At 35.0% G+C, this 14,899-nt stretch carries 12 protein-coding genes; all 12 read left to right on the forward strand.

Features of this window, described 5'->3' with window-relative positions; translation table 11 throughout:
• The first annotated feature begins 23 nt into the window (after positions 1–23).
• Positions 24–395, forward strand: a complete 372-nt coding sequence (locus LGAS_RS04010) for a ribosome-binding factor A (RefSeq protein WP_003647478.1) — start codon at positions 24–26, stop codon at positions 393–395.
• 40 nt (positions 396–435) lie between these two features.
• Positions 436–1,329 carry a tRNA pseudouridine(55) synthase TruB gene (gene truB, locus LGAS_RS04015; protein ID WP_003656341.1) on the forward strand — a complete coding sequence of 298 codons (894 nt, stop codon included), beginning with the start codon at positions 436–438 and terminating at the stop codon, positions 1,327–1,329.
• 12 nt (positions 1,330–1,341) lie between these two features.
• Positions 1,342–2,280: a riboflavin biosynthesis protein RibF gene (ribF, locus tag LGAS_RS04020; RefSeq protein WP_003647477.1), complete on the forward strand. Its 939-nt coding sequence runs from the start codon at positions 1,342–1,344 to the stop codon at positions 2,278–2,280.
• A gap of 251 nt (positions 2,281–2,531) precedes the next feature.
• Positions 2,532–4,037: a ribosomal protection-like ABC-F family protein gene (gene abc-f / locus LGAS_RS04025; RefSeq protein WP_003647476.1), complete on the forward strand. Its 1,506-nt coding sequence runs from the start codon at positions 2,532–2,534 to the stop codon at positions 4,035–4,037.
• A 23-nt stretch (positions 4,038–4,060) separates the two neighbouring features.
• Positions 4,061–4,687: a GyrI-like domain-containing protein gene (locus LGAS_RS04030; protein WP_003647475.1), complete on the forward strand. Its 627-nt coding sequence runs from the start codon at positions 4,061–4,063 to the stop codon at positions 4,685–4,687.
• A 139-nt stretch (positions 4,688–4,826) separates the two neighbouring features.
• On the forward strand, positions 4,827–5,885 hold the full coding sequence (gene hrcA, locus LGAS_RS04035; protein WP_003647474.1) for a heat-inducible transcriptional repressor HrcA: 1,059 nt from the start codon (positions 4,827–4,829) through the stop codon (positions 5,883–5,885).
• 11 nt (positions 5,886–5,896) lie between these two features.
• Positions 5,897–6,475 carry a nucleotide exchange factor GrpE gene (grpE, locus tag LGAS_RS04040; RefSeq protein ID WP_003647473.1) on the forward strand — a complete coding sequence of 193 codons (579 nt, stop codon included), beginning with the start codon at positions 5,897–5,899 and terminating at the stop codon, positions 6,473–6,475.
• A 17-nt stretch (positions 6,476–6,492) separates the two neighbouring features.
• The gene (gene dnaK / locus LGAS_RS04045) at positions 6,493–8,364 is read left to right on the forward strand and encodes a molecular chaperone DnaK (RefSeq protein WP_003647472.1); all 1,872 of its coding nucleotides are present in this window, start codon (positions 6,493–6,495) and stop codon (positions 8,362–8,364) included.
• A gap of 79 nt (positions 8,365–8,443) precedes the next feature.
• Positions 8,444–9,610, forward strand: a complete 1,167-nt coding sequence (gene dnaJ / locus LGAS_RS04050; protein WP_003647471.1) for a molecular chaperone DnaJ — start codon at positions 8,444–8,446, stop codon at positions 9,608–9,610.
• A gap of 139 nt (positions 9,611–9,749) precedes the next feature.
• Positions 9,750–11,588, forward strand: coding sequence for a translation elongation factor 4 (lepA, locus tag LGAS_RS04055; RefSeq protein WP_003647470.1), 1,839 nt, complete (start codon positions 9,750–9,752; stop codon positions 11,586–11,588).
• A 162-nt stretch (positions 11,589–11,750) separates the two neighbouring features.
• Positions 11,751–12,440: a class A sortase gene (locus tag LGAS_RS04060; protein WP_003647469.1), complete on the forward strand. Its 690-nt coding sequence runs from the start codon at positions 11,751–11,753 to the stop codon at positions 12,438–12,440.
• A gap of 94 nt (positions 12,441–12,534) precedes the next feature.
• Entirely contained in the window at positions 12,535–14,805 is a 2,271-nt protein-coding gene (gene recJ, locus LGAS_RS04065) for a single-stranded-DNA-specific exonuclease RecJ (RefSeq protein ID WP_003647468.1), read from the forward strand.
• Positions 14,806–14,899 lie beyond the last annotated feature (94 nt).

Below are 14,899 nucleotides of genomic sequence, written 5' to 3' on the forward strand. Positions count from 1 at the left end.
TTTTCACAAAAAGGAGCTTAATTATGAAACATAGAATTGGTCGTGTAGAAGGCGAGATCTTACGTGAACTAACTAAAATTTTACGTAAAGATATTCGTGATCCACGTTTAAGTGATATTACTATTACAGCTGTAGAATGTACAAATGATTTGTCATATGCAACTATTTATTACAGCTTGTTGACCGAAGATCCAGCAAAGGAAAAGGAAGTAGCTGAAGGACTTGATAAGGCAAAAGGAATGATGCGTCACTTGCTTGGTCAAACTTTGACTGTTTATAAAGTTCCTGAGTTGATTTTTAAACGTGATACTTCTGTTGCTTATGGTTCAAAGATTGATAATTTAATCAACCAAGTAAAGAAGCAAGATCAAGAACGTGAAAATAAGAATAAGTAAAAAGGCGCCGAAAGGCGTCTTTTATTTTGGAGATTAAGATATGCTAAATGGAATTGTAGTAGTAAATAAGCCACGTGGAGTAACAAGCAGTGATTGTGTTTATAAATTAAGAAAGATACTTCAAATTAGAAAAATCGGACATGCTGGGACGCTTGATCCTGAAGTTAATGGCGTATTACCAATTGCTATTGGTCAAGCGACGAAATTGATTGAATTAATGCATGAAAAACCTAAATCCTATATTGGAAGCGGAATGTTTGGGCGAGCTACTGATAGTTATGATTTAGATGGTAAAACTATTGCTGAAGAAAAAATAAATACTCCGTTTACAAGTAATGAAATTATTGCTGGCATGGAAAAGTTGACAGGAAAGCTTGAGCAAGTACCGCCAATTTATTCAGCTGTAAGAGTAAATGGTAAAAGGCTTTATGAATATGCTCGGGAAAATATTCCAGTTGAACGTCCCAAGCGAAAAGTCAATGTTTATAGCTATGAATTAACACAAGATCCAGAATATGATCCATTGGAAAAAACAGAAAGCTTTAATTTTGCAATTCGCTGTTCTAAAGGAACCTATGTCAGGTCATTAGTAAATGATTTAGGTGAAGAATTAGGTGTACCTGCTGTAATGACTAGTCTTACGCGAACTAGTAGTTCAGGCTATGACTTAAATCAAGCTGTAGATTTAGAAACAATTGAAGCAGAAATAGATACTCCAGGAAAATGGCTTCAGCCAATTGATAGCTTTTTTGCTGAATTACCTCAACTTCAACTTTCGCCAGATCAATTTAAACGGGTTTCAAACGGTGCAAGCATTAGTTTAAATACCAGTTATGCTAAGGTCGCTTTGGTTTATAATGGTCATATAAAAGCTATTTATCGGCGACAAGGAAAAATCTATCGCCCTGAGATGATGCTTTTAAAAAATGAATAGCGAGAGTAAAAAATGAAAGTAATAACATTAGATTATCCGATCTCTGCACCTATCACAAAGCAAAAGGTAATCTTAACGTTAGGTTTTTTTGATGGGGTGCATATTGGACATCAGAAACTTATTAAGGATGCAAAATTAATAGCCAAGGAGAAGAAGTTGCCGTTAATGGTAATGACTTTTGATAAGCATCCTAAAGAGATATACAAAAATGATCATAAATTTGTCTATTTAGAAACAGCCCGCGAAAAAGAACAAAAGATGGAAAAGCTGGGGGTAGATTATTTAGTAATTATTAAATTTACTAAAAAATTTAGTCAGCTTAAACCGCAAGATTTTGTTGATCAAGTAATTATGAAACTCAAAGCAGATACAGTTGTTGTAGGTTTTGATTATACATATGGTCCAAAAGATATTGCTAATGTAGAAAATCTACCTAAGTTTGCACAAGGCAGGTTTCAAATTATGGTGGAGCCTAAGCAATCAATTGATAAGATTAAAGTTGGTTCCACCTATATTAGAAAGGCCATCCAACATGGAAATGTTGAATTAGCTGCAGCTTTACTTGGCCAGCCATATGAAACCTCAGGTATCATTGTTCATGGTTTTAGAAGAGGACATAAAATTGGATTTCCAACGGCCAATCTCGAAATTTCTGGTGCTAAAGTTTTACCTGCTGAAGGGGTTTATGCCACTAGAGCTAAAATAAATGGAAAATGGCATGATGCAATGACTAGTGTTGGCTATAATGAAACTTTTAAAACAAATCACGGCTTAACAATTGAAACCAATATTTTCAATTTTGATGAAGAAGCCTATGGTAAGCCATTGACTTTATCTTGGTACAAGTTTATTCGTTCAAATAAAAAATTTTCTGGAATAGAAGAATTATCACGTCAACTGGATCAAGATAAGCGAAATATTAAGCAGTATTTTTATGATTTAGAAAAATAATTATTTAAATTATAATTGATGTGATATAATATCTTTATCAATTGAAATCTAATATTGAAAGAAGGTTACGCCATTGCGTTTTTAATCTTGCAAAATAGCATAGTTGAATTTTAATAAATATTTTCTCTTTTATAAGGGACGACTGTGCGCTTTTGACAAGATTAAACGTAGATGGGATATCTTCTTTTTTGCTTAATGAGGAGAAAGTCTACACTTGTCAAGAGTGTAGGCTTTTTTCGTGAGGTGATTATATGAGCAATATTAAGATTTCAAACCTTTCTTTTAAGTATTCAGATAGTATTGAAAATATTTTTAATAATCTAAACTTAGATTTGGATAGTAGTTGGAAATTAGGGCTTGTCGGCAGAAATGGTAGAGGAAAAACAACTTTTTTGAATCTGTTACAAGGAAAACTGCAAGGAACAGGAGCAATTCAATCTAAACTTGAATTTAATTACTTTCCTCTTAATGTGAAAAATAAAGAACAATTGACTCTCTATGCTTTAGAAGAACACGTTCAATTTGACCAATGGGAACTTGAACGTGAATTGAATTTAATGCAAGTAGACACTAATCTTATTTGGCAACCTTTTAATACTCTAAGTGGAGGAGAACAGACCAAGGTGTTGTTAGCTCTATCTTTTATTAATAAGGATGCTTTTCCTCTTATTGATGAGCCAACTAATCATTTAGACGAAAAGTCGCGAATACAAGTGGTTAGATATTTGCAAAAGCATTCACAAGGCTATATTGTTGTAAGTCATGATCGAGATTTTCTAAATCAGATAACTAATCATATTCTTGCAATTGAACATACAGAGATTCATTTATATCAGGGAAATTATGCTAGTTATGAAGATACTAAAGAAAAGCGTGATAAATTTAATCAGGAGAAAAATGAAAAACTTCGTGGTCAAATCAAAGCTTTAAATGAAAGTAGACAGCGCATTAAAGGATATTCACTTCAATCAGAGAATAATAAAAAAGCTAGTGCCCATAAAAATGAGATTCATGCAGATATTAATAAAGGTTTTTTTGGTCATAAAGCGGCTAAAATAATGAAAAGATCTAAGAACATTGAAAGAAGAATGGATAAAGATATTCAGGATAGAAAGGGCTTAATGACAAATGTTGAATCTGTACCAGAATTAGAGATGAATTTTCAACCAAATTATCATTCGACTTTATTAGAGACTCGACATTTAGATCTAAAAGTTAAAGATAAAAAGTTATTTAAAGACTTAAATTTAATCATTAGAAATCGAGGGATTGTTTCCCTTGAAGGTAAAAATGGAGCCGGAAAGTCTACTTTTTTGAAAAGCATTTTAAATAAGAGTACAGATGTAACTTATCAAGGAATTTTAAATTTAACTAATGGCTTAAGGGTTTCCTATTTACCACAAGACTTCGTAGAGTATTCAGGTACTTTGGCAGAATTTTCTCAAAAGGAACATTTGTCTTATGAGAAAATACTTAATGTACTTAGGAAAATGGGCTTTCCTAGATCAAGTTTTGAGACGAGAATTGAAGAAATGAGCATTGGTCAGCAAAAAAGAGTATCCATTGCTAAGTCATTAGTTGAAGAGGCAGACTTTTATCTATGGGATGAACCAGCAAATTACCTGGATGTGTTTAACCAAGATCAATTAATTGATGTTTTAAGAAAGACAAAGCCAGCAATGTTGTTAGTTGAACATGATGAGTATTTTATTAGTCAAGTAGCAAGTAAACGGATAGAATTAAAGATAGTTGATTAGTAAACGATATAGAGAGAATAAAAATGGCATTTGATTATAAAAAAGAATATAAAAATTTGTATCATCCTAAAAAGCAGCCTGAAATTATTAGGGTCCCTAAAATGAATTATATTGCAGTTTCAGGAAGTGGAGACCCTAATCAGGAAGATGGGACTTATCAAAAGGCTTTAGGATTACTTTATGGACTTGCTTATACTATCAAGATGAGTAAAAAAGGTGAGCATAAAATTCCAGGATACTTCGATTATGTAGTGCCACCACTTGAAGGATTATGGTGGTCAAAAGATCAGCAGAAGATTGATTATGCTCATAAAGAAAATTTTGCCTGGATATCAATGATTCGATTGCCGGATTTTGTTACAAAGAAAGAATTTGATTGGGCAATTAAGACAGCTACTGAGAAGAAAAAACAAGATTTCTCTCAAGCCAAATTTTTTACTTATGATGAGGGACTTTGTGTTCAGATAATGCACACCGGTAGTTATGATAATGAGCCTGCCACAATTGAAGAGATGCATCAATTTGTAAAAAAAGAAAATTATCAGATAGATATTCAAAATCCACGTTATCATCATGAAATATATTTAAGCGATCCAAGAAGAACTAAGACTGAAAGGCTTAAAACTGTAATTAGATTACCAATTAAATAATTAAGGCAAGCACTTGTTGCTTGCTTTTTTTATAAAAAATAAATTTAATTAGCACTCTACTTGAACAATTGCTAAGTTATGGTATCATATTAATTGTTAGCACAAGAGAAAGAAGAGTGCTAATGATGGGGGCGAGAAAATGTTGACTGAACGGCAAGAACTTATTTTAAAGACTATTATCATGGACTTTACTCAGTCTCATGAGCCGGTAGGTTCTAAGACCGTGATGAATCAACTGCCTGTCAAGGTCTCAAGTGCTACAGTTCGAAATGAAATGGCGGCACTAGAAGAAAAGGGACTGCTTGAAAAGACTCACTCTTCAAGTGGGAGAATTCCTTCGACTGCTGGTTATCGATATTACTTAGATCATTTGATTAATCCAGTAAAGATACCAGCATCCGTCTATAACCGAATTATTTATCAATTAGACCAACCCTTTCAACAAGTTAATGAAATCGTACAAGAAGCTGCAAAAATTCTGTCTGATTTAACTAATTACACTGCTTTTGCCGCAGGTCCCGAAACTCGTTCGGTTAAAGTAACTGGTTTTAGGATCGTTCCTCTTTCAAGCCATCAAGTGATGGCAATATTAGTTACGGATGACGGTAATGTAAAGAATCAAATCTATACTTTACCGCATCATACAAATGGGGAAGAGATTGAAAAAGCAGTTCGACTAATTAATGATCAATTAGTTGGAAAGCCACTTAGTTCAGTTAATGAAGTGTTACTTAAGAGAATTGCAGATCATCTGGTTGCTGGAGGCTCAGCACCTGAAATTTTGGATTTGCTTCAAGATGTTATTAAGGATGCTGCTAGTGAGCAAATGTATGTAGATGGTCAGATTAATCTTTTGAGTAATTATGAGAGCGATGATTTAGCTAAAGTTAAATCTCTCTACAAATTAATTGATCAAAATGATGCTATTTCAAGCTTGATTGGTTTTAATCCTAAAGATGAAATTAAAAATGATTCAAAGTCGAAAGTTCAAGTTAAGTTAGGCTCTGAATTGCAATCAGATTTACTTGAAGATTATAGTTTGTTGACTGCACAATATAGCGTTGGTAAGTACGGTAAAGGAACAATAGCACTACTTGGACCAACTAACATGCCATACTCGCAGATGATCGGATTACTCGAGTATTTTAGGAACGAACTAGCAAAGAAATTGTTAGATTATTATGGTAGATTTAAGTAAGGAGGTTAGCTGTGAGTAAAGAAGAGTTTCCGCATGAAAAAGATTTAAAAGACGAGGTGACCCCGGATAAGGCACCAAAGAAAGATCCCAAAGCAGCTTCGAAAGAGGAAGTTAAGGAAGATCCAGCAAAAGATTATGAAAAAGAAATCGCTGAATTAAGTGCTAAGAACAAGGATCTTGAAGATAAATACCTACGTAGTGAGGCTGAGATCCAGAATATGCAGGCACGTTATGCAAAAGAGCGTGCACAATTGATTAAATATGAATCTCAAAGCCTTGCTAAAGAAGTTTTGCCAGCAATGGATAACTTAGAACGCGCGTTAGCTGTTAAGGCAGATGATGAGGCAGCTAAGCAACTCCAAAAAGGTGTTCAGATGACGCTCGATTCATTAGTTAAATCAATGAAAGATCAGGGAATCACTGAAATTAAAGCCGAGGGTGAAACTTTTGATCCTGCACTCCATCAAGCTGTTCAAACTGTTGCAGCAGAAAACGATGATCAGAAGGATCACGTAGTTAAAGTTTTACAAAAAGGATATCAATATAAAGATAGAACATTAAGACCAGCAATGGTTGTAGTGGCTCAATAAGAAAGGAAGTTACATATATGTCAAAAGTTATTGGTATTGACTTAGGTACGACTAACTCAGCTGTTGCCGTACTTGAGGGTAAAGAACCTAAGATTATTACTAACCCAGAAGGTAATCGTACAACTCCTTCTGTAGTTGCCTTTAAGAACGGTGAAATTCAAGTTGGTGAAGTTGCTAAACGTCAAGCTATCACTAACCCTAACACCATTGTTTCAATTAAGAGTCATATGGGTGAAGAAGGTTACAAAGTTAAGGTTGGCGACAAGGAGTATACTCCACAAGAAATTTCAGCCTTTATTTTGCAATACATTAAAAAGTTTTCTGAAGATTACTTAGGCGAAAAGGTAACTGATGCAGTTATTACAGTTCCCGCTTATTTCAATGACGCACAACGTCAAGCTACTAAAGATGCCGGTAAGATTGCTGGTTTAAATGTTCAAAGAATTATCAACGAACCAACTGCTTCAGCTTTAGCATATGGTCTTGATAAGGATGAAAATGATGAAAAAGTTTTAGTATACGACCTTGGTGGTGGTACTTTTGATGTTTCCATCTTGCAATTAGGCGATGGTGTCTTCCAAGTATTATCAACTAATGGTGATACTCACCTTGGTGGTGATGACTTTGATAAGAGAATTATGGATTGGTTAATCCAAAACTTTAAGGAAGAAAATGGCGTTGACTTATCTAATGATAAGATGGCATTACAACGTTTAAAGGATGCCGCTGAAAAGGCTAAGAAAGACTTATCTGGCGTTTCATCAACTAACATTTCACTTCCATTCATTTCTGCTGGAGAAGCTGGCCCTCTTCACCTTGAAGCTGATTTAACTCGTGCTAAATTTGATGAGTTAACTGATGACTTAGTTCAAAAGACTAAGATTGCTTTTGACAATGCATTGAGTGATGCTGGATTAAGCGTAAGTGACATCGACAAAGTTATTTTGAATGGTGGTTCAACTCGTATTCCTGCAGTTCAAAAAGCTGTTAAGGAATGGGCTGGAAAAGAACCTGACCACTCAATTAACCCTGATGAAGCTGTTGCTTTAGGTGCAGCCATTCAAGGTGGTGTTATTTCTGGTGATGTTAAGGATATCGTTTTACTTGATGTTACTCCATTATCACTTGGTATTGAAACTATGGGTGGAGTCTTCACTAAGTTAATTGATAGAAATACTACTATCCCAACTTCAAAGAGCCAAATCTTCTCAACTGCAGCAGATAACCAACCAGCTGTTGATGTTCACGTTCTTCAAGGTGAACGTCCAATGGCAGCAGATGATAAGACTTTAGGACGTTTTGAATTAACTGATATTCCACCAGCACCACGTGGTGTTCCACAAATTCAAGTTACTTTTGATATCGACAAGAACGGTATTGTAAATGTATCTGCTAAGGATATGGGTACTGGTAAGGAACAAAAGATTACCATTAAGAGTTCTTCTGGTTTATCAGATGAAGAAATCAAGAAGATGCAAAAGGATGCTGAAGAGCATGCCGAAGAAGACAAGAAGCGTAAGGAAGAAGTTGATTTACGTAATGAAGTAGATCAATTAATCTTCACCACTGAGAAGACTTTGAAGGAAACTAAGGGTAAAGTTCCTGAAACTGAAACCAAGAATGTTCAAGATGCTTTGGATGCTTTAAAGAAAGCTCAAAAAGATAATAACTTGGATGAAATGAAGGAAAAGAAAGAAGCTTTATCAAAGGCTGCCCAAGATTTAGCTGTTAAACTTTACCAACAAAATGGTGGTGCTCAAGGTGCTGCTGGTCAAGCAGGTCCTCAAGGAGCACAAGGTGGTCAACCAAACAATGATAACGGCTCAAGCAACGGTCAAGGTGGTTCAACTGTTGATGGAGATTTTCACAAGGTAGACCCTGATAAGTAAAAAGATTTATAATTGAATCAAACAAGAAAAGAACTGCGTGATTGTAGTTCTTTTCTTTTATGAATGAAGGAGTTTTCAGATGGCACAACGTGATTATTATGATGTGCTGGGTGTTGATAAGAATGCTAGTGAAAGCGACATTAATAAGGCCTACCGCAAACTGGCAAAAAAGTATCACCCGGACTTAAACCATGAACCTGGCGCTGAAGAAAAATACAAAGAAGTAAATGAAGCATACGAGGTTCTACATGATAAGCAAAAAAAGGCTCAATATGATCAATTTGGTCAAGCCGGCGTAAACGGTCAAGCTGGTTTTGGCGGTCAAGGTTATGGTGGCTTTGGTGGCCAAGGTGGCTATTCATCGCAAGGATTTGGTGATTTTGGTGATATCTTTGGTGATATCTTTGGCTCAGCCTTTGGTGGTGGACGAAGTCGAGTAGATCCAACTGCTCCTCAAAAAGGTCAGGACCTAGATTATACAATGACAATTGACTTCATGGATGCAATCAAAGGTAAGAAAACAGATATTACTTATACAAGAAGTGAAGTTTGCCCAACTTGTGATGGTTCAGGTGCTGAGAAAGGTACTCATCCAATTACCTGTGATAAGTGTCACGGAACTGGTGTCATGACTGTAACTCGTCAAACGCCACTTGGTGTCATTCAGCAGCAAACCACCTGTGATAAATGTGGTGGACGTGGCACGATCATTAAACATCCATGTCAGACTTGTCATGGCAAAGGAACCATTGATAAAAAGCAAACCCTCGAAGTTAAGGTCCCAGCTGGTATTGATAATGGGCAGCAAATTCGCTTAAGTGGCCAGGGTGAAGCAGGTAAAAATGGTGGTCCTTACGGTGATTTGTATATTGTCTTTAGAGTTAAACCAAGCAAGGAATTTAGAAGAAATGGTACTACTATTTATAGTGAAGCACCAATTTCTTTCGCTCAAGCAGCTTTAGGTGATAAAATCCGCGTAAATACCGTTCATGGACCGGTTGATTTAACCATTCCAGCTGGTACCCAACCTAATACTAACTTTAAGTTACGTGGTCAAGGTGTGCCTAAGATTAATGGTACTGGAAATGGAGATCAAGAAGTAACGGTTAAGGTTGTTATTCCAAAGAAGATTAATGATAAGCAAAAAGAAGCTTTAGTTGATTATGTTAAAGCCGGTGGAGGAAACATTTCACCTCAAGAAAAGAACTTTTTTGAACGTTTAAAAGATAAATTAAACGGAGAATAAAAGTTAAAAGCGTATATCTCTATGAAGGATGAGATATGCGTTTTATTTTTAGTAAAAATTATCTTCAAAAATATTACATTAAGAATTTTATCTAAGTATCAGCCTTTGATATAATTAATAGAGCGAAAAAGGTGAGAACATGGATATCAAAAAATTACAAGACTATCAAAAACATATTCGAAATTTTTCAATCGTTGCTCACATTGATCATGGTAAGTCAACGATTGCAGATCGTATTTTAGAATTAACCGATACTGTATCTGAACGTCAAATGAAAAACCAATTACTTGATGATATGCCATTAGAACGTCAACGTGGTATTACCATTAAGCTTAATTCGGTAGAAGTAAAGTATCATGCTAAAGATGGTGAAACTTATATTTTTCACTTGATTGATACACCAGGACACGTGGATTTTTCTTATGAAGTTTCACGTTCACTAGCAGCTTGCGAAGGAGCACTTTTAGTAGTAGATGCAACACAAGGTGTTCAAGCGCAAACTTTAGCTAACACCTATTTAGCAATTGATGATGATTTAGAGATTTTACCAGTCATTAATAAGATTGACTTGCCTTCTGCTGATCCTGAGATGTGCAAAAATGAAATCGAAGAAATGATTGGACTTGATGCGTCTGATGCTGTTGAAGTATCTGGTAAGACTGGTCAAGGTATTCCTGAACTACTTGAAGAAATTGTTAAAAAGGTACCAGCACCAAATGGAGACTTGAATGCTCCTTTGAAGGCCTTAATTTTTGATTCAAAATATGATGATTATCGCGGGGTTGTTTTATCGGTTCGAATTGAAGAAGGAACTGTAAAGCCAGGTGATAGGATTCGCATTATGAATACTGGAAAAGAATTTGAAGTGACAGAAGTTGGTGTTTCAAGCCCGCATCCTGTAAAAAAAGATATGCTTATTGCAGGTGACGTAGGATACTTGACTGCTAATATCAAGTCTGTTCGTGAAACACGTGTTGGGGACACGATTACTAGTGCTGAAAATCCAACTGAAAAACCACTTCCTGGTTATCGTCAAATTCCACCAATGGTTTATTCCGGTATGTATCCAGTTGATAATCAAAAATATGATGATTTAAAAGAAGCACTGCAAAAATTACAGTTAAATGATGCGGCCTTAGAGTTTGAACCTGAAACTTCTCAAGCCTTAGGTTTTGGTTTCCGCTGTGGCTTTTTGGGATTGCTTCACATGGACGTGGTGCAAGAAAGACTTGAGCAAGAATTTGGGATGGATTTAATTATGACTGCACCAAGTGTAGACTACCATGCAATTATGAATGATGGCTCAACTAAATTGATTGATAACCCAGCAGATTTGCCAGATGCTGGCGAATATAAAGAAGTTCAAGAACCTTATGTTAAGGCAGAAGTCATGGTGCCAAATGACTTTGTTGGTCCAGTAATGGAATTATGTCAACGAAAACGCGGAGAATTTGTAACCATGGATTATTTAGACAAATACCGTGTTAATGTTATTTACAATATGCCATTGGCTGAGATTATCTATGACTTCTTTGATGAATTGAAATCTTCAACGAAAGGTTATGCTTCTCTTGATTATGAGATAACAGGTTATCGTGCCACCGATTTGGTTAAGATTGATATGCTTCTTAATAAGGAACCAATTGATGCTCTTAGTTTCATTGCTCACCGTGAAGAAGCACAAAATCGTGCTCGTCAAATGACAACAATGCTTAAGAAGTTAATTCCTCGTCAAAACTTTGAAGTAGATATTCAAGGTGCTATCGGTGCTAAGATTATTTCTCGTGCAACAATTAAACCATATCGTAAAGATGTTACCTGGAAAATTCATACTGGTGACCCTGATAGAAGAGCTAAATTACTTGAAAAGCAACGTCGTGGTAAGAAGAGAATGAAAGCTGTCGGAAAAGTAGAAGTACCTCAAGACGCATTTATGGCTGTTCTTAAAATGAACGATGACGATATAAAAGGTAAATAATTGTAACTTCTAGACGTACCAAGTATTATTGGTACGTCTTTATTTGTTTTTTTAAATATATAGTAGTCTCTCAATAAATTATAGCTAACTTGATTTAGTATTTTTTTTGCAAAATGTGATAGAATTTATAACAGCATTAATAAAATTGAGGACAAAGACAATATGGCAAAAGAAACAAGAAATACTTCTAAAAAAGCTTGGATAGTTCGAATTGCTGCAATTATTTTATTAATCATTGGTTTAGGGATGATTTTTAATAGTCAAATCCGAGATTTGATGGTTCGACAAAATCAGACTACTGCTTTGAAGAAATTAAACAAAGAAACTGTTAAAAAAAATCAAGCAAAAAAAGGAATGTTCGATTTTTCAAAAGTTGAAGAAATTGATTTTGGAAAGGTAACTAAATCAAGGGTCAATAATACTGCTGATGCAATTGGCGCAATCGCAATTCCAAGTGTAAAAATGTATCTTCCAATTATGAAGGGACTAAGTAACGATGCCATGTCAACTGGTGGTGGTACAATGCGTCCAGACCAAGTCATGGGAAAAGGAAACTATCCGTTAGCAGGTCACTATATGACGGCCAAGGGTGTTTTATTTTCGCCACTTGAAGATACTAAATTGGGTGAAAAAGTATACTTGACTAATCTTGATAAGATTTATGTTTATCGAATTTATATGAAAAAGGTTGTAGACCCAACTGCTGTTTGGCTAGTTGATAATACTAAGCAAAATATTGTTACTTTAATTACTTGTGCAGATGGTGGTGTTAATCGCTGGGCGATTAGAGGAAAACTAATTGCTGAAAAGCCTGCAACAGATAAGAATTTACAAGTTTTCAAACTTAAATAAAGAGGATTTGCTTTTGTTGAAGAAGTAAATCCTCTTTAACTTTTGCTATAATAGAAACTTAGATGTTATAAATGATTTAGGTGAACTAAAAATAATGAAATGGCAACAAAGACAAGCAAGTAATTTAGATCAAGAATTAATTGAGGATTATGGATTAACAGATATTCAAGCTAAACTCTTTGCATTAAGAGGTATTAATACCGCAGAGAAGCTAGATTTTTGGTTAAATGCAGATGAAAATGATTTGGCTGATCCTTTTTTAATGCATGATATGGAAAAGTCTATTAATCGTATTAATCAGGCAATTGATAATGGTGAAAAAATAACTATTTATGGTGATTATGATGCTGATGGAATTACAGCAACTAGCATTATGATGGATACCTTAGAAATCTTAGGTGCCGATGTTCACTTTTTTATTCCGGATCGTTTTAAAGATGGATACGGTCCAAGTATGAGCCGTTACCAAGAAATAGTAGAAGATGGTACAAAATTAATTATCACAGTTGATAACGGTGTGACTGGCGTTGAAGAAGTTAAATACGCCCAAGAACATGGCGTTGATGTAATATTAACTGATCACCATACATTTCAGGATCAAAAACCAGCCTCTTTTAGTACAGTTCACTGTAACTATCCTGGTCAAAAATATCCTTTTGATGATTATTGCGGAGCCGGAGTTGCTTATACAATGTGTCGGGCATTAATGCAAGATGCAATGCCAGAACTATTAGACTTAGCCATGATCGGAACTATAGGAGATATGGTTAAGGTTACAGGTGAAGGACATATTATCGTTAAGCGTGGTTTAGATATTTTGAACCAAACAGAGCGTCCAGGCTTACGTGCTTTAATTAAGCAGGCTGGTTTAACCATGGGGCAAATTACAGCAACTGATGTCGGTTTTAATATCGCTCCTAGACTAAATGCTGTTGTTCGTCTGGCAGATGCTAGTTTGGCGGTTGAACTACTTTTGAGTGACGATGAAGAACAAGCTGAAGAAATAGCAACGAAAATAGAAGAATTAAATAATGAAAGAAAAGAGCTTACAGCTGAAGTTTATGAAAAATGTTTAGCCCAAGTTAAAGAAAAAGTTTGGCAGCATCGAAATACGCTAGTATTATATAGTCCAGACTTTCATGAGGGTGTGTTAGGCTTAGTAGCTAATAAAGTTGTTGAAAAGCTTCATAAACCGACTCTTGTTCTTACTAAGGATGAAAATGGTGAGTTAAAAGGCTCAGGTCGGTCAAGCAACGGCTTTAATTTATTTGATACTTTAGAGCCAATGAAAGATGATTTTTTAGATAAATTTGGCGGACATGATTTTGCCTGTGGCTTATCTTTGAAAGCTGATAAACTTGAAGAACTGCGTTCACGTTTTGAAAAAAGCTTTAAGCCAAATACGGATCTTGAAGTAAAAGATTTCGATTTTGAATTAAATTTAAGAGAAGTTACGCCAGATACATTAACGGAAATTAATTTGGTCGGTCCCTTTGGAACAGGAAATCCCGAACCAGTATTTAGTATCAGCGAACCGCACATCAAGAGCCTATTTAAGATGGGAAAAGATAAGAATCATGTGAAGTTTACTGCAGAAAAAAATAATGGCAAACTAACAATTGTAGGTTTTAATAAAGGTTTTTTGAATCAGAACTTGCTTCCGTTTATTAAAGAATTATATGTAACTTTATCTCTCAATAGCTGGAAAAACGTTTCTACTGTTCAAGGAATGCTGGCTGGAATTGAATATGGAGCACCTAAACTAGCAGTTTTTGACCAAGTGATTGACATGAGGCAAGAAGATTATGTGATGGGATTTGCTGACAGGTATTTGATTTTTGATAAGAATACTATTTCTTGGGCTAGAAATGGTTTAGGAATTCCAGAGGAAAAGCTTAGCCTTGCTAAAGATTATCATGGAAATTCTGAGATTGTAGCTTTATTAGATACTCCGCGTAATCAACTTGAATTAAACACAGCTTTAGAAAATAAATATCATCAGCTCTACCTACGTTTTTTATTTGATAAATTACCAATTAATAATTTGCCTAGTAGGGATGCTTTTGGTAAAACATTGAAATATATTTATGCTCACCCTAACTTGACTATTGATGATTATCAGGTGGTATCTTCTTATCTTGGTTTGGATTATCAAGCTATTTTGTTTATTTTAAGAGTATTTTTTGAATTACGTTTTGTTTCATTTATTGATGGAAAAATTATTGGCAATAAGAGTCCTGAAAGCAAAAAATTAACAGCTTCAAGATATTTTACTAGTGTAGCATCACAGATTAAATTTAAAAATCAGCTTAGAACAATGCCTAGTGATCAACTAATTAGTTACGTTAAACAATATTTAAAGTGATCATTACTAGTCATAAATTAATAAAAAGTTCGGTTTAAAACTGATTTTAATTTGAAAATTTGGTAAAATATACAGGTCAAAGGCCGTTAGGTCT

The sequence above is a fragment of the Lactobacillus gasseri ATCC 33323 = JCM 1131 genome (assembly GCF_000014425.1).
GTDB lineage: Bacteria > Bacillota > Bacilli > Lactobacillales > Lactobacillaceae > Lactobacillus > Lactobacillus gasseri.